The organism is Ralstonia pickettii (genome assembly GCF_000607165.1).
GTDB classification, from domain to species: Bacteria; Pseudomonadota; Gammaproteobacteria; order Burkholderiales; family Burkholderiaceae; genus Ralstonia; species Ralstonia holmesii.
In genome coordinates this window covers 264,702-284,073 of record NZ_JFZG01000025.1, presented here as the reverse complement: position 1 = coordinate 284,073, position 19,372 = coordinate 264,702, and the positions used below count along the sequence as shown (strand labels likewise).

General features: G+C 65.4%; 18 protein-coding genes. 11 read left to right on the top strand and 7 right to left on the bottom strand.

The annotated features are described in order from the left end of the window. Positions 1-34: 34 nt before the first annotated feature. Positions 35-718: an HAD family hydrolase gene (locus BG83_RS0123365; protein WP_024979020.1), complete on the bottom strand. Its 684-nt coding sequence runs from the start codon at positions 716-718 to the stop codon at positions 35-37. 45 nt (positions 719-763) lie between these two features. Further along, the gene (locus BG83_RS0123360) at positions 764-1,699 is read right to left on the bottom strand and encodes a LysR substrate-binding domain-containing protein (protein WP_024979019.1); all 936 of its coding nucleotides are present in this window, start codon (positions 1,697-1,699) and stop codon (positions 764-766) included. 200 nt (positions 1,700-1,899) lie between these two features. On the opposite strand from BG83_RS0123360, the gene BG83_RS0123355 reads away from it, so the two are divergent. From BG83_RS0123355 to BG83_RS0123340, 4 genes are all read left to right on the top strand, one after another. Beyond that, positions 1,900-2,319 carry a F0F1 ATP synthase subunit epsilon gene (locus tag BG83_RS0123355; RefSeq protein ID WP_024979018.1) on the top strand — a complete coding sequence of 140 codons (420 nt, stop codon included), beginning with the start codon at positions 1,900-1,902 and terminating at the stop codon, positions 2,317-2,319. Between the two features lie 300 nt (positions 2,320-2,619). Further along, positions 2,620-4,590 carry a TonB-dependent receptor plug domain-containing protein gene (locus tag BG83_RS0123350; protein WP_152543755.1) on the top strand — a complete coding sequence of 657 codons (1,971 nt, stop codon included), beginning with the start codon at positions 2,620-2,622 and terminating at the stop codon, positions 4,588-4,590. Continuing rightward, a complete protein-coding gene (locus BG83_RS0123345) occupies positions 4,587-5,159 on the top strand; it encodes a YfiR family protein (RefSeq protein ID WP_024979016.1) in 573 nt (190 codons plus the stop codon). The genes BG83_RS0123350 and BG83_RS0123345 overlap by 4 nt, the downstream gene beginning before the upstream one ends. After that, positions 5,156-7,168 carry a putative bifunctional diguanylate cyclase/phosphodiesterase gene (locus tag BG83_RS0123340; RefSeq protein WP_024979015.1) on the top strand — a complete coding sequence of 671 codons (2,013 nt, stop codon included), beginning with the start codon at positions 5,156-5,158 and terminating at the stop codon, positions 7,166-7,168. The genes BG83_RS0123345 and BG83_RS0123340 overlap by 4 nt, the downstream gene beginning before the upstream one ends. A 15-nt stretch (positions 7,169-7,183) precedes the next feature. Here BG83_RS0123340 and BG83_RS0123335 read toward each other — a convergent pair whose 3' ends face one another. From BG83_RS0123335 to BG83_RS0123320, 4 genes are all read right to left on the bottom strand, one after another. Continuing rightward, on the bottom strand, positions 7,184-8,071 hold the full coding sequence (locus BG83_RS0123335; RefSeq protein WP_024979014.1) for an EamA family transporter: 888 nt from the start codon (positions 8,069-8,071) through the stop codon (positions 7,184-7,186). A gap of 161 nt (positions 8,072-8,232) precedes the next feature. Continuing rightward, positions 8,233-9,873 (bottom strand): rhodanese-related sulfurtransferase, encoded by a 1,641-nt coding sequence (locus BG83_RS0123330; protein WP_024979013.1) that lies wholly within the window; start codon positions 9,871-9,873, stop codon positions 8,233-8,235. After that, a complete protein-coding gene (locus BG83_RS0123325) occupies positions 9,870-10,529 on the bottom strand; it encodes a cysteine dioxygenase (protein ID WP_024979012.1) in 660 nt (219 codons plus the stop codon). Before BG83_RS0123325 ends, BG83_RS0123330 begins: the two co-directional genes overlap by 4 nt. Positions 10,530-10,589: 60 nt before the next feature. Further along, a complete protein-coding gene (locus tag BG83_RS0123320; protein WP_024979011.1) occupies positions 10,590-11,798 on the bottom strand; it encodes an acyl-CoA dehydrogenase family protein in 1,209 nt (402 codons plus the stop codon). 197 nt (positions 11,799-11,995) lie between these two features. On the opposite strand from BG83_RS0123320, the gene BG83_RS0123315 reads away from it, so the two are divergent. The 7 genes from BG83_RS0123315 to BG83_RS0123285 are packed head-to-tail and all read left to right on the top strand — an operon-like array spanning position 11,996 to position 19,003. After that, positions 11,996-13,087, top strand: a complete 1,092-nt coding sequence (locus BG83_RS0123315) for an LLM class flavin-dependent oxidoreductase (protein ID WP_024979010.1) — start codon at positions 11,996-11,998, stop codon at positions 13,085-13,087. Between the two features lie 9 nt (positions 13,088-13,096). Further along, the gene (locus BG83_RS0123310) at positions 13,097-13,936 is read left to right on the top strand and encodes a class II aldolase/adducin family protein (protein WP_024979009.1); all 840 of its coding nucleotides are present in this window, start codon (positions 13,097-13,099) and stop codon (positions 13,934-13,936) included. A gap of 48 nt (positions 13,937-13,984) precedes the next feature. Then, a complete protein-coding gene (locus BG83_RS0123305; protein ID WP_024979008.1) occupies positions 13,985-14,992 on the top strand; it encodes an ABC transporter substrate-binding protein in 1,008 nt (335 codons plus the stop codon). A gap of 34 nt (positions 14,993-15,026) precedes the next feature. After that, entirely contained in the window at positions 15,027-16,064 is a 1,038-nt protein-coding gene (locus BG83_RS0123300) for an ABC transporter permease (protein ID WP_024979007.1), read from the top strand. Beyond that, entirely contained in the window at positions 16,058-16,855 is a 798-nt protein-coding gene (locus tag BG83_RS0123295) for an ABC transporter ATP-binding protein (RefSeq protein ID WP_024979006.1), read from the top strand. The genes BG83_RS0123300 and BG83_RS0123295 overlap by 7 nt, the downstream gene beginning before the upstream one ends. Positions 16,856-16,869: 14 nt before the next feature. Then, positions 16,870-18,036 carry a c-type cytochrome gene (locus tag BG83_RS0123290; protein ID WP_024979005.1) on the top strand — a complete coding sequence of 389 codons (1,167 nt, stop codon included), beginning with the start codon at positions 16,870-16,872 and terminating at the stop codon, positions 18,034-18,036. A 25-nt stretch (positions 18,037-18,061) separates the two neighbouring features. Continuing rightward, positions 18,062-19,003, top strand: coding sequence for an ABC transporter substrate-binding protein (locus tag BG83_RS0123285; protein WP_024979004.1), 942 nt, complete (start codon positions 18,062-18,064; stop codon positions 19,001-19,003). Here the strand turns inward: BG83_RS0123285 and BG83_RS0123280 are convergent. After that, a complete protein-coding gene (locus BG83_RS0123280) occupies positions 19,000-19,365 on the bottom strand; it encodes a hypothetical protein (RefSeq protein ID WP_024979003.1) in 366 nt (121 codons plus the stop codon). The two genes, BG83_RS0123285 and BG83_RS0123280, sit on opposite strands and share 4 nt — an antisense overlap. Positions 19,366-19,372: the final 7 nt, after the last annotated feature.

Below are 19,372 nucleotides of genomic sequence, written 5' to 3'. Positions count from 1 at the left end.
CTGCACGGTTCATGCCGCGCGGGCGCTCTTGTTTTCAGGCAGCGAAGAGTTCGATGATGGGCCAGCCGCGCGACTCGGCCACGGCCCGCAAGGTGGTGTCGGGGCTCACTGCCACCGGGTGCGAAACGGCTTCGAGCAGCGGCAGGTCGTTGCGTGAATCGCTGTAGAACACGGTGCGCGAGAAGTCCGTCATGCGCTGGCCGCGCTGCGCGAGCCATTCCGTCACGCGTACGATCTTGCCTGCGCCAAATGTGGCGGTGCCGAGCGGGTTGCCCGTGAATGCGCCATCGCTCTGACCGTTGATGGTCTCGCCCTCGACCGCCAGCAGATGCGGCACGTTGAAGGCGGCGGCAATCGGCTCGGTCAGGTAGCGGTGCGTGGCGGTGACGATGCAGCAAAGGTCGCCGGCGCGCAGGTGTGTGTCGACCAGTTGCCGCGCGCGCGGCAGCATGGCGGGTGTGATGACTTCGCGCAGGAACGTGGCACGCCAGGCGTCGAGCCGTGTGCGCGGGTGCTGGGCCAGCAGGCCGAGCGAGAAGCGCACGTGCCGCGCAAAGTCGAGCGTGCCGTCGCGGTATTCCCGCATCCAGCGTTCGTTGGCTTGCTCGAAGACGCTTCGATCGACGGCGCCCTGGGCGACCAGGAAGCGGCCCCATTCGTATTCGCTGTCAACGGGCAGCAGGGTGTGGTCCAGGTCGAACAGGGCAAGCGATTGCATACAGCGGGCGGACAGGGGCGGTTGAAAAACCGCGAGGTTACGGCCCTAGCGCGTCGCGGCTGTGTCCATCGCCATAACTTTGGCGATGAACGCATCGGCGTTTTTCTTTGGCGCCTGTGCAAGCACCGGGTTCAGGCAGTCAAGGAAGGCGCGTACCAGGCGTGCGTCCTTGCGCTCCTTCAGGAAGTACAGATATTCGTGGATGACCGGCGCGTTGTCTGCGAACGGCAGCACGCGCACGTCGGGCCGGCGCGGTGCTTCACGCGCGGGAACGATGCTGCAGCCCAGCCCCAGGCTGATCGCCTCGTAAATGGCTTCACGGCTGCCGATGATGCTCGTGCTGGCAGGCTCGATGCCGGCCGCAGCGAACGCGTCTTCGGTGACGCGGCGGGTGACGGAGCCCGGTTCGCGCATCAACAGCTGGCAGCCGGCAACGTCATCCAACGTGATGCTCGGACGCCGCGCAAGCGCATGGTCCAGCGGCACGACCAGCACCATGGTGTCTTCTGCCAGCGTGATGCGATGCAGGCGCTCGTCATCCACGGCATGAGACGACACAGCCAGGTCGATGCGCACCTCTGACAGCGCTTCGAGCATCTGCTGCGAATTGCCGAATTCGATGGTGATCTCGATGGTCGGATGCCGCGCGCGAAACGCCGCCACGCTGGGCAGGATGTAGTAAGGGCCCGTGGCGCCCACGCGCAGGTTGCCAGTGCGCAGATCGCCCGCATTGCGCAGGAGAAAATCGACGTCGCCCTCCTGCTGCGCAAGGCGCTCGACGATGGGCATGAGGCTCACGCCCAGGTCCGATAGGTCCAGCCGGCTGCCGCGGCGGTGGAACAACTCCACGCCGTACATCTCTTCCAACTGGCGGATGCGTCCGGTCACAGTGGGCTGCGACAGGCGCAGGTGCTTGGCAGCAGAGGTGACGCTGCCTTGGCGCGCCACCTCGAAGAACGACATCAATAGATCGCCCAGCATGCTTGTGTTTCCCTGATATGTCTTTTTGAAGGTCTGGCGGACAGTCTAGGCAGCGTTTGTGACGTTACATACTGTGAAACCTTACGGTCAGCCGTGGCTGCACGCGTCGGCGCTGGCCCGAATCGGAGCGAGTTCCGAGGAGGGCGCCGGGCGCACATCGTGCTACCTTGTGAACCTATGCGCGTAATAGAGGAGACACCATGCCGGTGCTGAAGGTCGATGTCGTCACGGCAGAAGAACGGCTGTACGAAGGCAACGCCAAGTTTGTGGTCATCCCCGGCACCGAGGGTGAACTGGGCATCCTGCCCGGCCATGAACGTCTGCTTACGCGGCTGCGTCCAGGCACCGTCCGGGTCACGCAGGAGAAGGGCGAAGAGGTGATCCTCTTTGTGGCGGGCGGCTTTGTTGACGTGCAGCCCGAGCAGGTAATCGTGCTGGCAGACACCGCTGTGCGCGCGCACGACCTGGATGAGGCCAAGGCCGAGCAGGCCCGCAAGGCGGCGGAGGAACACATGCAGAACAGCAAAAGCAAATTCGACTACGCACGTGCACAGGCGGAGCTGGCCGAAGCTGTCGCGCAACTGGTCGCCATCGAACGTTTGCGCAAGCGCCGCCGCTGAGCCTTGGCCGTCACAAAATGGCACGTGCTGCCGCCACACCACAACGGCGCTGACGTGTCGCCCCAGCAGTGGAGGGGTAAAGAACCGCGCCGGTTCTCCGTTTTAAAGCAGAACTATCGAATTCCCGCTGAACGTCCCTCAGAGACGTGATCGGTTCTGCCGGTTCCGCTGATGCCGCCCCTTGTTGTGATTGCCCGTGCGCTCGCGCAGGGCTACCGGAAACACCCGAGTTTCGCGCTCTCGAACGCAGTGTCTGTGCGCTTGCCACGCACGCCGTTCGGCCCTAAGCGATGCGCGCAAATGTTTGCGGTGGCCGGTACGTTGCTTTCCACCGCAGCGCTGGCACAGGCAGACGTGACTGACCTGACTGCATTGCCCATCGAGCAACTCATGCAGGTGCAGGTCGTGACGGGTGCATCCAAGTACGCCCAAGCTGCCAACGAGGCGCCCGCCACCGTATCGGTCATCACCGCAGCTGACATCAAAGCCTATGGCTGGCGCACGCTGGGCGACATTCTGGGCAGTCTGCCGGGGCTCTACACCAACTACGACCGCAACTACACCACGCTGGGCGCACGCGGTTTCTTGCGCGCGGGCGACTACGACACCCGCTTCCTGTTGCTGATTGATGGCCATCGCACCAACGACCCCATCTTCGACCAGGCGGCCGTCGGCACCGAAGCGATCCTCAACGTCGACCTCATCGAGCGGGTGGAGTACGTGCCCGGAGCTGGCTCGGCGGTGTACGGATCGAACGCGCTGTTCGGTGTGATCAACATCATCACCAAGCGCGGCCGTGACATTGACGGCGTGCAGGCCAGCGGATCGACGGGCAGCGCCAATGCGCGCGATGCCCGTGTGACGTGGGGCAAGCGGGCGGAGAACGGCGCCGAATGGCTGCTGTCGGCCAGCGTGAACGATGCCCCCGGCCGCGACCTCTACTTTCCCGAGTTCAACCAGCCCGGCGTGAGCGACGGCGTGGCCCGCGGCATGGATTACGACCGCGCCAAGCGCCTGTTTGCCAAGGGCAGTTTTGGCGAGTTCGAGCTGACCTTCGGCTACGTCGATCGCACGAAGGGCGTGCCGACGGCGCCGTACGACCAGAGCTTCAACGACCCGCGCTCCCGCACTGTCGATACGCGGCAGATGTTCAACGGCACCTGGCAGCACGCGCTGGACGACACGACCGACGTGTCGGCACGGCTGTTCTGGGGGCGCTATGTCTCGCAGGGCGATTACGCATACAACCCGCCTCCGGCCGGTATCAACCGCGATGTATTCGACACCGCGTGGTACGGCACCGAACTCAAGCTCGTGACGCGCCGCATCGAACGCCACACGCTGGTCATCGGCACGGAACTGCAACGCGACTACCGTGATGCAATGCGCAATTTCGATACGGTGCCGTATGCCAGTTACCTCGACGACCATCGGAGCAACAACCGTGTGGGCGTATACGTGCAGGATCAATTCCTGCTCCATCGGGACTGGGTGCTGGATACGGGCCTGCGCTACGACCACACGAGCTTCGCATCGGGCATCTTCAGCCCGCGTGTGGGCCTGATCTGGCATGCCGCCCCAACGACCACCGTCAAGGCGATCTACGGCATGGCCTATCGCGCGCCGAACGATTACGAGCTGAACTATCAGACCAGCGCGCCCGGCGGCCAGCAGGTCACCAATGGGTTGTCGGCCGAGCGCATACGTACGTATGAAACGGTGGTCGAGCAACAAGTTGCCGCGGGCGGCAAGGCGACCTTGTCGGTGTTTCAGAACAACGTTTCCAACCTGATCAGCCAGAGCGAAGACCCGAACACCGGGCTGCTCTTTTTCAGCAACGTAGCGCGTGTGCGCACGCGCGGCGCAGAACTCGGCTACGAGCAGAACTGGCCGGGCGGCACGCGCCTGCGCACGAGCTACAGCTTCCAGCGTTCCGAAGATGTCGATACCGGCCAGACACTGAGCAACTCGCCGCGTCACATGCTCAAGGTCAACGCCACCGCGCCTGTGTGGCGCAGCGACTGGCGTGCTGGGGTGGAAGCGCAGTACATCAGCAACCGGCTGACGACAGCAGGCCAGGTGGGCGGTTACTGGATCGCCAACCTGACGTTGCTGGCGGCACGGTTGGCGCCCAACCTGGAGATGTCGGCCAGCGTCTACAACCTGTTCGATCGGCGCTATGCGGATCCGGCTGGTCCGGAGCTACCGCAGCCGTCCATCGAGCAGGATGGCCGTGCCTTTCGCGTGAAATTCACCTACACCTTCCGATGAACACCCCGCACGGCACCGTCCGACGCGCTCGAAGATCCGGCCCGCGCAGGTTATGCGCGGTGCTGGGCGCCGTGCTGGCGTGCGTGGCATGCATGGGTGCCACGAACGCACAGATGCAGGCCAGCGAGGTGCAGGTCAAGGCGGCGTTCATCTACAACTTTGCGCTGTTCACCAACTGGCCGGCCGATGTCATGCAGGCCGACGCCCCGATGGTGGTGTGCGTGACCGCACAGCATCCGTTGCAGGCGGCCTTGGAAAAACTGATAGGAAAACCCGTGCGCGGACATCGCCTGGAAATCCGAAAGCTCAACGACAGCACCGTTGCCGGCTGCCATGTCCTCGTGTTTGATGCACGTACCCCGAACGGTGTGCGCGTCGATCCGGCCGCGCCCGTGCTGACAGTGTCCGACAGCCCAAAGAGCCAGCGCGCAGCCGGCAACCCGGAGCCGATGATCGCGTTGGCCCTGCATGACGATCGCGTGGTCTTCGACATCGATGCAGTGGCTGCGCGGCAAGCCCATCTTCAGCTCAGCTCACAACTGCTGCGCCTGGCTAGGACCGTGCAATGAGCTTGTCCATTACGACCCCTCAACCCCGCCTGGGGCACTCCATGGTGCGGGCCAACATGGCCGGTGCCGGTGCGGCGCTGACAATCGCGGGCTTCCTGCTCATCGTGTTCCAGTTCATCGCGCTGCATGCGGCGCTGGTGCGCGACGTGCATGTGCAGGCCCGCATTGTGGGCGCGAACAGCGTGGCCGCGCTGCTCTTCAATGACCGTCGCGCGGCGGAAGAAACCCTGGGCGCGCTGGGAGCGTCACCGTCGCTGCGTGCGGCCGGCATTTTCAGCGCGCTGCGCAAGCCGCTGGCGCTGTATCAGCACGGCGATGCCGCACCGGTGCGCGCCCCCGATGCCGCCATGCTGCGCGAGTCGGATGTGTCCACGCTGACCACGCTGGAGGTGGTGGAGCCCGTGGAATCGGAACGCCGCGTGATCGGCTATGTGGTGGTGCGCTCCAGCCTGACCGAGCTGTACATGCAACTACTTGGCTACGCCGTGCTCACGGTGTCGGTGGGCATCGGCGCGATGGGCCTCGCGTATCTGGTGATCGCCCGCATGCGCCGCGCGGTGCTGCAGGCAGAAGCGCACCTGGACTACCTCGCCCACATCGATTCGGTCACGGAGCTGCCGAACCGGCACGCCTTCAACGAACGCCTGCAGGTGTCGCTCAAGCGCGCGGGCCAGGCGGGTGCAGTGGGGCTGCTCCTGCTGGATCTGGACAACTTCAAGGTCGTCAACGACACGCTGGGCCACAACAACGGCGACCGACTGCTGCGCCAAGTTGCGCGGCGGCTGAACGACGTGATCGACCAAGCCAACTTGCGTGCCGTGCTGTGCCGCATCGGCGGGGATGAGTTTGCGGTGATCGCTGAGCTGTCCGGCCGGGCGCAGATCGCCGACACGGAAGCGGCAACGCTGGCCGACGGATTGGCCAAGCGCATTCTTGCCGCGCTGGCGGCGCCGTTTGCGCTCGACCTGCATCAGATCTACGTAACGGCGAGCGTGGGCGTGAGCCTGTATCCGCATGACGCACGCGACGTGCAGGTGCTCACGCGCAACGCCGACACGGCGATGTACCACGCCAAGAACCACGGCAAGAACGCGGCCGCTAGCTTCACGTCGGAGATGGACCAGCAGGCGCGCCGCCGCCTGCGTGTGGAAGCCGATCTGCGCCGCGCGCTCGACCGCGAAGAGCTGTTGCTGGCCTACCAGCCGCAGGTGCGCCTGTGCACAGAAGGCGCACACGATGCGGTGATCTGCAAAGCAAACGTCTACGGCGTGGAGGCGCTGGTGCGCTGGCGCCATCCGGAGATCGGCCTGATCGGCCCCGGCGAGTTCATCGCCGTGGCGGAAGAAACCGGCCTGATCGTGCCGCTCGGCCTGTGGGTGCTGCGCACCGCGTGCGAACAAGCCGTGCGCTGGATGCGTGAGGACGGCGTCACGCTGCGGGTGGCCGTCAACCTGTCGGCGCGGCAAACGCGCGACCCGGCGCTCGTGGAAAACGTCATGGACGTGCTGCGCGAAACCGGCATGCCGCCGCATCAGCTCGAACTCGAAATTACCGAGAGCGTGCTGATGGAAGACATCGAAGACAACATCGCGCTGCTCGAATCCTTGCACGCGGCCGGCATCAGCCTGTCGATTGACGATTTCGGCACCGGGTATTCGTCGCTGGCGTATCTGCAGCGTTTCCCGATCCAGAAGCTCAAGATCGACCGCAGCTTCGTGCAACGCATGCCCGGCGACGGCGAGGCCATTGCCGGCGCGGTGATCGCCATGGCGCATAGCCTGCGCATGCAAGTGGTGGCCGAAGGCGTGGAAGACCCCGAGCAGCTCGCGTTGCTGCGCAACGCCGGATGCGACCTGGGGCAGGGCTATCTGTTCTCGCGCCCGCAGCATGCCGACGCGTTGATGGCGTGGCTCAACCGGCTGGACAACGCTGCGGACAGCGGCGCCGCTGCGTGTGCCGAAGAGGACGCGGTGCCGAGCGCGTCGTTGCCGTCGTCGTTGGCGGGTTGAAGGTCATGCAGGCCCTCAGGCTGCCGCCCGCCGCGCCGCCCGCGTAGCCCCGGCCGTCAGCACCACCACCGCCGCCAGGATGATGCCCGTCGCACCCAGCGTCTGTGGCGCGACCACTTCATCGGCCAGCCACGCGCCCATCAACAGGGCGATGGGCGGGTTCACGTACACATAGCTTGTCGCCATCACGGTGGACACGCGCTCTACCAGCGCCATGTAAGCCGTGAAGGCAATGGCCGAGCCGAACACCACGAGGTAGCCCCATGCAAGCGCGGAATGCATGCCGATGTGCTTCGGCCACGCTTCGCCGGTGATCAGGCTGAGCAGCACGAGCGCTACGCCGCCAAAAGCCATCTCCAGTACGAAGGCCGTCGTGCCCTTGGGCATGTCGATGCGCTTGGAGAGCTGCGAGCCGAATGACCACGAAGCAATGGCGATGGTCAGGGCCAGCACGCCCGCCGTGCTGGCCTGGAACTCCGCCCCGCGAAACAGCACCGCAATCCCGATGCTGCCCAGCGCAATGGCGCCAATCTCATACGCACGCAGGCGGCCGCCGGCCAGCAGCGTCCACAGGGTTGAGAACAGCGGCATCGACGCGATCATCACCGTGGTGGCACCCGATGAGATGGTCTGCTCCGCCACCGCCGTCATGCCCATGCCGCCCACCAGCATGAACGCTCCGATGAGCGCGCAGTTGCGCACCTGGCGTGCGGTCGGCCGATCTTCCGGCTTCCCGCGCTGGCGCAGGATGACCAGCGGAGCGAGCAGCAATGCCGCAGCCAGAAAGCGCGAGCCCATCATCAGGAAGGGCGGCAGATCGGTCAGCGCAAAGCGGATGGCGAGATACGTTGTGCCCCACACCACGTAGGTGATGAGCAGGCACAGGGCGATGAAGGGGGACATGAGGGAACCTCTGCGAGGAAGTCCCGATGCTACTCAAGGGAAGCTGACGCGCAAAACGAGTTTTGCTATCGCTCGTTGTGAGCGCCGTTAGCAAGCAAGTGAGCCAAGGCGTGGGGCGTGTTCTAAACGCCAGGCCCCACGTTCCGAACGGCGGGCAGCGATCAGATCACCCGAAAACCGTGCGTTCCGTCCCGTCGCAACTGCTCCACCAGCCCGAACTCCCAATCGAGATAGGCCTGCATGGCTTTGCGCGGGGCGCTCGTGCCTTCATACGGACGGCGGTAGCGGTCGATGCGATTCGAGGCGAGTCGAGTCTCCCCGGTTTCAACGGGCAGGCCGGCAGCCACCCATGCTGCGGTGCCGCCGTCGAGCACCCACACTTCGGCTTGCGTCAGCGCGGCAAGGTCGGCGGCGGCAAAGCGGGCGAGCAGGCTGGAGCCACAGGTCAGCACATAGCGGCGTGCAGCCGGGATGCGCGCGAGCGCGGCGGGCAAGTCGGAGCGCACGGCAAACCAAGCGCCCGGAATATGCCGTGCGACATAATTGGCGCTACGCGTGACATCAATGACGGCTGTGTCGCCGGCTTCCAGCCAGCCGGCCAGAGCGCGGGCGTCGACTGTGCGCACGGCGGGTGGTTGCGGGGCAGGTGTCTGCCACGCGCCCGTGGCGCTGCGCTCGCTGGTGTCGACAGGATCGACGACATAGACCTCCCAACCCATTTGTGCGAGCCACGAGGCGGACATGTCGGCGCGCACGCCATCATCATCGGCCAGGACGATGCGGGCACCGCGGACGGCGGCAGTGTGATCGGTTTCCTGCACAAGCTGCCCGCCTGGCGCGCTGGCAAAGCCGGGCAGGTGGCCGGCGGCGTATTCCTCTAGCGTGCGCACGTCGAGCTTGTAGAGCGTGCGGTCGGGCGCCTCCAGCTTGGCAACGTCTGCGAGTGCTACGCGCGGGACGTTGGCGCGTTCGGCCACAGCGCGTGCATCGGCTTGCGCCTGCGCACGCGTGTCGGCAGCAACGTCTTGCGGATGACGGCGGCTGGCGCCATGGTCCAACACCTGATCGGCCAGCAGCCAACCGATGGTGCCGTTGCGCAGTGCCGCCACCGGGTTGGGAATGCCCGCATTCACCAGCGATTGCGTGCCGATGATGCTGCGCGTGCGCCCGGCGCAATTGACGATGACCTGCGTGCTCGGGTCCGGCGCCAGCTCGCGGATGCGTAGCACCAGCTCGGCTCCCGGCACGCTCGTCGCCGTGGGGATGCTCATGGTTTGAAACTCTTCATAACGGCGTGCGTCGACGATGACCACGTCGCGCTTGGCATCGAGCAGCGCCTTGACCTCCTGCGCGCTGAACGACGGCGTGTGGCGGTGCGCCTCCACGTATTCGCCAAAGGCCTTGCTGGGCACGTTCACGTCCTGGAAGACTTCGCCACCGGCAGCGCGCCAGCCATCCAGGCCGCCTTCGAGCAGGTACACGCGCGTATAGCCGAGTTCGGCCAGCTTGGCGGCCGCTTGCGGGGCAAGGTCCACGCCATCGTGCACGCCATACAGCACGATCAACGTATCGCGGCGCGGAATGCGCGACCACGCTTCCAGCTCCAGCCGGGAGAGCGACAGGTTGGCTGCCCACAGCGGATGCGCCTGCGCGTACGGGTCTTCCTCGCGTACGTCGACCAGCGCGATCTCCTTGCGGGCCAGCAGGGCGGCGCGCACGTCGGCATACGTGAGCGTCGGGACGTGGGTTTCGGCCAGCGGCGCAGCGACTGGCGATTCGATGGCGTCGATAGGGCTGCTCATGATGCGGGCGTGTCCTTGGAACGGTCCCAGAGATTGGGCAGATGGGTATTCGAGTAACCAGAGACGAAGGGCTTGCGCTCGCCGTCTTCCGTGTAGACAGAGCGGTGGATGCCGCCGATGTTGCCGCCGTACACGTGGATGCTGATCGACGTGCGATCGTCAAAGGCGTTGTGCACGCGGTGGATGTCGCCAATGCGCGGCGAGACGTGCTCCACAGCGCCGGGCTCCAGGCGGATGGCCGGGCCGTCGGGTTGGGGTTTGCCTTGTGCGTCGAGCTTGAACGGTTGCGAGTATTCGGCGCCGCGCAACATGCCGATCAGGCCCCAGGTGGTGTGGTCGTGAATGGGCGTGCGTTGGCCGGGGCCCCAGACAAAGCTGACGATGGAAAAGCGCTCGCCGGAATCCGCATGCAGCAGGAACTGCTGGAAGTGCTCGGGGTGGGGCTGTGCGTATTCAGCAGGCAGCCAGTCGTCGCGGGCGACGAGCACGCCGAGCAGGGCACCGGCGCGCGAGAGGATCTCGGCTTCGGTCGGCTGCTGATCCAGCAGGCGCGACAGTGCGGTCACGAAATCGCGCAGCGGCACGGTGGACTGGGTTTGTGCGGCTGCCGCAGAGGAAAAAGCAGCGGAAACGGCAGCGCGGGCGGGCGTGCTCATCGACAGGTTCCTGATGTGGGGTTTTGGTGCATCTTGCTGGACTTGGGCGGAGGCGTCTAGCTAAACCCCGAGTGCAGTGCGGCCGGCGGCCAACAGGATGGAATCGTTTTGCGGCGTGTGGATGCGGCTGCACAGTACATCGCGATAGTGGCGCTCCAGCGGGTTGTGGCGCGACAAGCCGTGATTGCCGGACAACTTCAACGCGAGCTCCACCGCGCGGATGGCGTTGGTGGTGACCGTGTACTTGAGGAGCCCGCTGTCGGTGACGGAAAGCGGCGAGCCCGCATCAGCTGCCTCGGCTGCATGATCCAGGAGCACGCGGTTGGTGTGCAGCGCAGCTGCAATCTCGCCCATCGCTTCCTGCATGCGCGGCAGCGTGGCCAGCGGCCCGCCCAGGTTGGCCGGCGCACGTGTGTTCAGGAACTGGATGAGCCAGTCGCGGGCAGCCTGCGCCACCGCGTCGTACAGGCTGCCGAGCAGCACGGTCATCCACGCTTGCTGGTCGAGTTGCGCACCGGTGTCGGCTTGTGCAGCATCGTGCGCTGCCCATGCAGCAGCGGGGCGGATGTCGACGGCGTAGTCGAGCGGAATTTCCACGTCTTCCAGAACGACGTCGTGGCTGCCAGAGGCACGCAAGCCGAGATGGTTCCAGGTTTCTTCGATGCGGATACCCGGTGTTTCGGGCAACGGACGTGGCACAAGGAAGACGCCCACGCGGGGCTCGGCTTCATCGGTTCGGCCCCACACGGCCAGCCAGCGCAGGGCGGGGCTGCCGGTGCTGTAGAGCTTGCGACCCCGGATGCGCCAGGCGTTGCCGACACGCGTTGCCACCGTGGCCGGCAACCCGCCCCGAGCCGGGGAGCCCAGATCGGGCTCCACACGCAGCGCGTTGATGAGCGCACCTTCATTCAACGCCGTCGCAAACACCTGTTGCCGAACATGCGCAGGCCAGCGTGTATCGGCACGTGCGATGGCGCGGTGCTGCAGGTACGTCATTGTCAGCACAAGCGCAGTGGCTGCATCGGCATGCGCGATGGACGCAATGATCTGGCGCGCGGTCTTCAGGGCCGCGCCGCCGCCGCCATGCGTTTTTGGAATGACTTGGGCGATCAAGCCGGATGCGTGCAGCAACGCAAAGTTGTCGTGCGGGAAGCCGCCATGCAGATCGTGCTCTGCGGCGGAAGAGGCCAACTGCGGGCAGACGGCGGCCAGCACTTCGGCAAGCCGGTCGGGCGGCGTGGGTAGACGATGCAAGGGCGCAGACGACATGACGGTGCAATGTGCGAAGCAGGTGATGTTGGCGCACAGCGTATCGAGGTTGCCGAGCGCCGCGAACGATCTATGCCGAATATGCAGCGTTGAAATTATTCGTTAGTGCAGCGCCGGTGGTGACGTAACTTCATTCGCATTCACGGCGGGGCATCGCGCCTTGCCAGCCTTCTAACGATATGCGGAACGGAGCCACCATGAGCGTCGATTTCATCGGCATGATCCAGAGCCAGAAACAGTCGGAAATCCACCCCGCCGATCCCAACGGGCCTGTGATTGACCGTGATTACGTGCGTGCCTTTGCACAGGCGCACGAGCAGGCCGGCTTTGACCGCATTCTGGTCCCGCATCATTCAACGGGGCCTTCGGCCACACTCACGATCTCGTACGCAGCGGCACTGACGGAGCGCATTCACTTCATGCTCGCGCACCGGCCGGGGTTTACGAATCCGACGCTGGCCGCGCGGCAGATCGCCACGCTGGACCAGTTCACCGGTGGCCGTCTGGGCGTGCACTTCATCTCGGGCGGCTCCGACAGCGAGCAACGTCGCGACGGCGACTATCTGGGCCACGACCAGCGCTACGCGCGCACCGACGAATACCTCGGCATCCTGCGGCGCATCTGGACAGAAACGAAACCGTTTGACCACGAGGGCGCCTTCTATCGCTTCGAGCAAGGTTTCTCTGAAGTGAAGCCCGCGCAGAAACCGCATGTGCCGATCTACTTCGGGGGCGCATCCGACGTGGCCGTTGAGGTGGCCGGCAAACATGCGGACGTGTATGCGCTGTGGGGCGAATCGCTCGACCAAGTGCGTGATCTGACGACGCGCGTGCGGGCGGAAGCCGCCAGGCATGGGCGCAGCATCCGCTTCTCGGTGTCGTTCCGTCCGATCCTGGCGGACACGGAGGACGCGGCCTGGGCGCGGGCAGAGAGCATTCTCGAGCGGACGCGTGCGCTGCGCGTGCAGCAGGGCTACAGCCGAGGCGGCCCGCAACAGAGCGAGGGCGCACGGCGCCTGCTAGCGGCCGCGGAGCAGGGCGAGCGCGTCGACAAACGCTTGTGGACGGCCATCGCCAAGGAAACCGGTGGGCGCTCCAATTCCACCGCGCTGGTTGGCACGCCGGAGCAGGTGGCCGATGCGCTGCTCGACTACTACGACCTGGGCGTCACCACCTTCCTGATCCGCGGCTTTGATCCGCTGGAAGACGTGGTGGATTACGGTCGCACGCTCATCCCGCGCGTGCGCGAGCTGGTGGCGCAGCGTGGTGCGCAGCGCAAGGCCGCGTGAGGAACAGGCATGAGCGCAGTCCTTTCCATCGAGCGCGCGGCATCGTCCACGCTCAAGCTGAACAGCACGCCCGAGCAGAAATTCTGGTTTGATCCGCCCGCCGTGCGGCCGACGCTCGAGGCCGAGCGGCGCCATCGGCAAGAGCGTCTTGCGGGGGCGTTCCGCCTGTTTGCGCGGCATGGCTTTGACCTTGGGCTGGCGGGCCATATCACCGCACGCGATCCGGAGTTGACGGACCATTTCTGGGTCAACCCTCTGGGCGTGCATTTCTCGCGCATCAAGGTGTCGGACCTGCTGCTCGCGAATGCGCGTGGCGAGACGGTCATCGGCAACCGGCCGCTGAATAAGGCGGCGTTTGCGATTCATGCGGCGATTCACGAAGCGCATCCGCACATCGTGGCTGCAGCGCATACCCATTCGACGTACGGCAAGGCGTGGTCGACGCTGGGCCGGCCGCTGGATCCGCTCACGCAGGACGCATGCTCGTTCTATGAAGACCATGCGCTGTTCGACGACTTCACCGGCATGGTGGTCGATTCGAGCGAGGGCGAGCGCATTGCGCATGCGCTCACCAAGCCCGACGGCGGCACGCACAAGGGCGTGATCCTGAAGAACCACGGCATTCTTGCGGCCGGCCCGACCGTGGAAGCCGCAGCGTGGTGGTACATCGCGCTGGACAACGCGGCACACACGCAATTGCTAGCAGAAGCTGCGGGCACGCCGCAGCCCATCGATGCCGCCACGGCGCGCCACACGCACAGCCAGGTGGGCGGCCAGGAAGGCGCGCTGCACGCGTTCGAGGGCCTTTACGCAGGCCTGGTCGCTGCCGAGCCCGACGTGCTCGATTAAGCCGTCGCCTGACAAACAGATCGAATACATCATCACGGGGAGCATTCAATGAGCGAAGAGACAGCGGGAATCTCGCGCCGCAAGGTATTGCACGCGGCGGCAGCCACGGCGCTGGCAGCACCGGCATTGATCCTTGGCCGTAGGGCCTACTCGCAACCGCGCAAGCTGACGTTTGCATGGAACCAGAATTCGTTCTGCCTGACGCCCATCGTGGTGGCGCAGGAACGCGGCTTCTTCGAAAAGAACGGGCTGCACGTCGACCTGATCAACTACAGCGGTTCGACCGACCAACTGCTTGAATCGATCGCTACCGGCAAGGCAGACGCGGCAGTCGGCATGATCCACCGCTGGCTCAAGCCGCTGGAAGCCGGCTTTGACGTGAAGATCATCGGCAGCTCGCATGGCGGTTGCGTGCGGCTTGTGGGATCCAAGGCGGCAGGTGTCACCAACCTGGCCGCGCTCAAGGGAAAGACCGTGGGGGTGAGCGATCTCGCCGCGCCGGGCAAGCACTTCTTCACCATCTTGCTGGCCAAGAACGGCATTGACCCGGACAAAGACATCACCTGGCGCCAGTACCCGGCCGACCTGCTGGGCGTGGCGGTGGACAAGGGTGAGATCCAGGCGATTGCCGATGGCGACCCGAACCTCTACCTGCTGGAGAAGCGCACGAACGGCGCGTATGTGGAACTGGCCACGAACCTCTCCGGTGAATACGCACGCAAGGTCTGCTGCGTGATCGGCGCACGCGGCGAACTGGTCCGCAATGACCGCCCGACGGCGTCCGCATTGGCGCGTTCGATTGTGCAGGCCACGGATTTCGTCAACGAAAACCCGAATGAGGCCGCCAAGGTGTTTGCCAAGTATTCGCCCAAGGTGGCGCTCGACGACTTGCGCAAGCTCTACGCCACGCTCACCTACACGCATCACCCGACCGGCCTTGACTTGCGCGACGAGATCGCCTTCTACGCAGAGGACTTTCGCCGCATCGGCGTCATCAAGAAGACCACCGATCCGCAGCGTCTCGCGCAGCACGTGTACGTGAATGTGCTGGCCTGATGTAGGCGGGTAAGGACATGAGGAATACATCAACATGAGCACAATCCCGCAAACACTGGAGGCGCCGGCCGCGCTGTCCAACCCATTTGCCGATGCCGTCGCCAATGGACGCGTATGGCGCACCGGCGCGGTTGCGGCATTGGCATGGATCGCCTTCGGACTGCTGACGTGGCGCTGGCCCAATCGCGTGGTCGGCTTTAGCGATTGGGCATTCACGGTAGAGCTCGGCGTTGCCGCTTTGCTTGCGGGCATTGCGCTGTTCGTGGTGGCGTTAACGGCCGGTCATGTGACCCCGTTGCGCGCCGTGCAGGAGGCACTGCAACCGGCGGGGCCGTGGCTGATCGCCGTGCCTGTGGTGCTGGCGTTGTGGGAGGCGCTGACCGCCAAGTCCGGCGCATTGCCCACGCCATTCTTTGCGCCGCCGCAGGCATTGATCGAGGTCTATTCGGAAGACTGGCCGCGTCTGGGCGACAGCGTGCTCAATACGCTCAAGCTGCTCGGCATCGGCTATTTTCTGGGCGCGTTGACAGGCTTTCTGGTGGGCGTATCGATCGGCTGGTCGCGCGCGGTGGGCTACTGGGTGCATCCAGTGCTGCGCATCCTGGGCCCGCTGCCGGCGACGGCGCTGCTGCCGATCACCTTCTACTTCTTCCCGTCGAGCTATTCGGCAGCGGCTTTCCTGATTGCCCTGGCTGCAGGCTTTCCGGTGGCGGTGCTCACGTGGTCCGGCGTGGCCGGCGTCAGCAAGAGCTATTACGACGTTGCGCGCACGCTGGGCGCATCCAACGCGTTCCTGGTGCTGCGTGTTGCGATTCCGGCGGCGCTGCCGCAGGTGTTCGTGGGGCTGTTTATGGGACTGGGTGCATCGTTCACCGTGCTTGTGACGGCCGAGATGATGGGTGTGAAGTCGGGCCTCGGCTGGTACCTGACCTGGGCGCAAGGCTGGGCATCGTACGTCAACATGTATGCCGCGCTGATCGTCATGGCGCTGCTGTTCTCCAGCATCATCACGCTGCTCTTCAAGGTGCGTGACCGCGCGCTGGTCTGGCAGAAGGGGACGCTGAAATGGTAGCCGTGATGGAACGTGAGGCGCTGCCAGCGGCCAGTGTCGGCGCACGCATCGACGTGCAGGGAGTCAGCCACTGGTTCGGCAGCCGGGCCAATCCGCTTCAAGTGCTCGACGGTGTGAGCCTGACCATACAGCGGGGTGAATTCGTCGCGCTGCTTGGGCCAAGCGGTTGCGGCAAGTCCACGCTGCTGCGCTTGATTGCGGGGCTGGAACCTCCCACGCATGGCCGTATCCTGCAGGACGATGCGCCCATCGGCGAGCCGGACCCGTCGCGTGTGGTCGTCTTTCAGGATCCGACGCTCTACCCATGGCGGCGCGTGTGGGATAACGTTGCGCTGGGCCTGCAAGCGCGCGGCGTACTCAACGCAGAGCGTGATCGCGTGGACGACGCACTGGAACGCGTGGGCCTGGGCGGCTTTCATCGGGCGTTTCCGCATGAACTTTCGGGCGGTATGGCGCAACGCGTGGCGCTGGCGCGTGCGCTGGTCAACGACCCGCAGTTGCTGGTGCTGGACGAGCCGCTGGGCAAGCTGGATTCACTCACGCGGCTGGCCATGCAGAGCGAGCTGGTGACGCTGTGGCAACGCGCGCGCTTCTCGACGGTGCTCGTGACGCACGATGTGGAGGAAGCGCTGTTCCTGGCGCAGCGTGTGGTGATCTTCAGCCCGCGCCCCGCACGCATTACGGCAGAGCTGACGGTGGATTTGCCTTACCCGCGCCATCGAGGGGACCCGCGCTTGAGCGCGCTGCGACACGAGGCACTCAGTCATCTCGGCCTCGGCGAGACCTGGTAGATGGCGGCACCATCATGAGCGGACCGGAACCGACGGTCTGGCTCAACGCATTGCTCCGTTTTCTGCAATGGGCGCAGCATGGCGTGCTGGTGCTGTTGCACACGCTTGGGCTGGCTGGCGAGGTGCACGGGCAGCCGGCATGGCCGTGGGATGTGCGCATCGCCGGCGAGACTCTGCTGATCGATCTTGGACAAGCGCGGCAACTTGGCCTGACGCTCATCGCCGTAACGCTGGCTTTGCTGGCCGTCGTGATGGCCGTGCTGGTGCGACGCTGGAGGGCGGTGTTATCTGGCGCCGCGGTAGGCCTTCTGGTGGTGGCGCCGTGGCCGTCGGCGGTTGTGTTGGCGCCCGCCATGCCGACGAGTTTCCATGTCAGCCCAACGGCGTTTTCGGTGGCGTCCATCACGCAGGGCACGCGCATCTACCACGCCGCCTGCGCAAGCTGCCACGGCGCAGACGGCCGAGGCGAGGGCCCCTTGGCCACCACGCTCACGCGCTGGCCGCCCACGGTGGTCGGCCCATTGCTTGGCCGTCATGCCGATGGCGAGCTGTTCTGGCACATCGCCCACGGCATGCACGACACGCAAGGGGCGTCGACCATGCCCGCATTTGCCGATCAACTGAGCGACGCTGATATCTGGGCGGTACTTGACACCATGAAGATGCTGGCCGCGAGTGGCGGCGTGCGCGCCGGCGGCTGGCCTTTGCCGGTGGCGCTGCCGGCGTTGTCGGTGCGCTGCGGCGATGTGCCGACTCAATCATTGGCGGCGTGGCGCAACGGCCAGCGTGTGCGTGTGGTTGCGGTGGATGCGGCATCGGGAGACGACATCCCGCTGGAAGATCCGCGTTTCCAGACGTTGCTGATCACGCCGGATGGCACGTTGCCATCGCACGCGAGCGCTTTCCAGGCGCGTTGCATGGCAGCAGGCGCAGACGCCTGGAACGTGTTCGCCGCCATTGCCGGTGCCGAGCCACAAGCGTTTTCCGGCACGCAGTTGCTGGCCGACCGCAACGGCTGGCTGCGCGCGCGCGGTGTGGGGGGCGCGACGTGGTCCGACGCTGATTTCCTGTGTACCTCTGCCGCACGCGGAGCCGCCCGCAGCACAAGCGGCCTCGATTCCTTGATCGCCCGCATGGACGCTGAACCCGTGCGCTATGTGAAAGGCGGCTTCATTCACTGACCCTCGACCGCATCGCTCTATCACCATGCCGCAACATCGACGACGATTTCTGCAATCCACCCTGGCACTTGCTGCCGCGCCTGCCTTGTCCATCGCGCAACCCCGCCTCGTGCTCAAGGCGGGCGATCAGAAAGGTGGCCTGCGCGCGCTGCTGGAAGCCGCCGACGCGCTCAAGGGCGTGCAGTACGACATTCAATGGACCGAGTTTCCGGCGGCTGCTCCACTGGCCGAAGCGCTCAACGCAGGCGCGGTCGACCTGGGCCCGATCGGCGATGCGCCAGCCATCTTTGCCTTGGCGGCGGGCACGCGGATCAAGCTGATCGGCGCCAACCGATCGGACCCATACGGCACGGTGGTGCTGGTGCGGCCCGATTCTCCGCTGAAGACCGCGGCAGACTTGAAGGGCAAATCCATCGGCACCAACCGGGGGTCGATTGGGCATTTCGTGGCGCTCAAGGCGTTGGAGTCGGCGGGGCTGGGTCCGGACGATGCCAACTTCCGCTTCCTGCCGCCGGCGGATGCCAAGCTTGCGCTGGTCAACGGGTCGATCGAAGCATGGTCAACGTGGGAGCCCTACACGGCGATGGCCGAAACGGCAAAACATGCACGCGTACTGGTCAACGGACGAGGGTTGTGGTCTGGCCTCAGCTACCTGGCAGCGACCGATGCCGCCCTGGCGGCCAAGCGTGATGCAATGCGCGATTTCCTGCAGCGCGTGGTGCGCGCGCAGGTGTGGTCGTACCAGCATGTCGACAACTTTTCGGCCACGCTGGCCCACATCATCGGCATTGCGCCGGAGGCTGCGCGGCTGCAGTTCGCACGTCGACAGACTGTGTGGCGCGCCATCGATCCGCAGCTCATTGCGGAGCAGCAGCGCACGGCCGATTTCTACGTGAAGGTGGGCCTGCTCAAACAGCGGCTGGAGGTGGCCACCACGTTTGACAAGGGGTTTCCGCTGATTGCCTAGCGAGCGTTGCCAGAATGCGATTCCGCACTCGGCCGTGATCCGCCATGCGGGCCAGCGGTACCGGGCGCTTCCGCGACGTTCTTGGGCAGGTTGGTTGCCGGCGTGACGGCGTCTGGCGCGTTGTTGCCGCCCTTGCCAAAGCGCGCCGCCAAACGGTCCTGCACTTCGGTCAGTTGCGCCTGCTCCTGCGCTTTCTGAGCACGCTCGGTCTCGGCCTGTTTGGCAGCGGCAGCTTGTTCGGCCGGCGTGGGCGGTGGCAGCTTGCCGTGGGCGGGGTGCGGCAGCGCAACCACGGTCAAACCGATGGCCACTGCGGCAGACCCTATGGCGGAGCGTCGAATGTTCTGGCGTGTTTGGGGCATGGCGGTC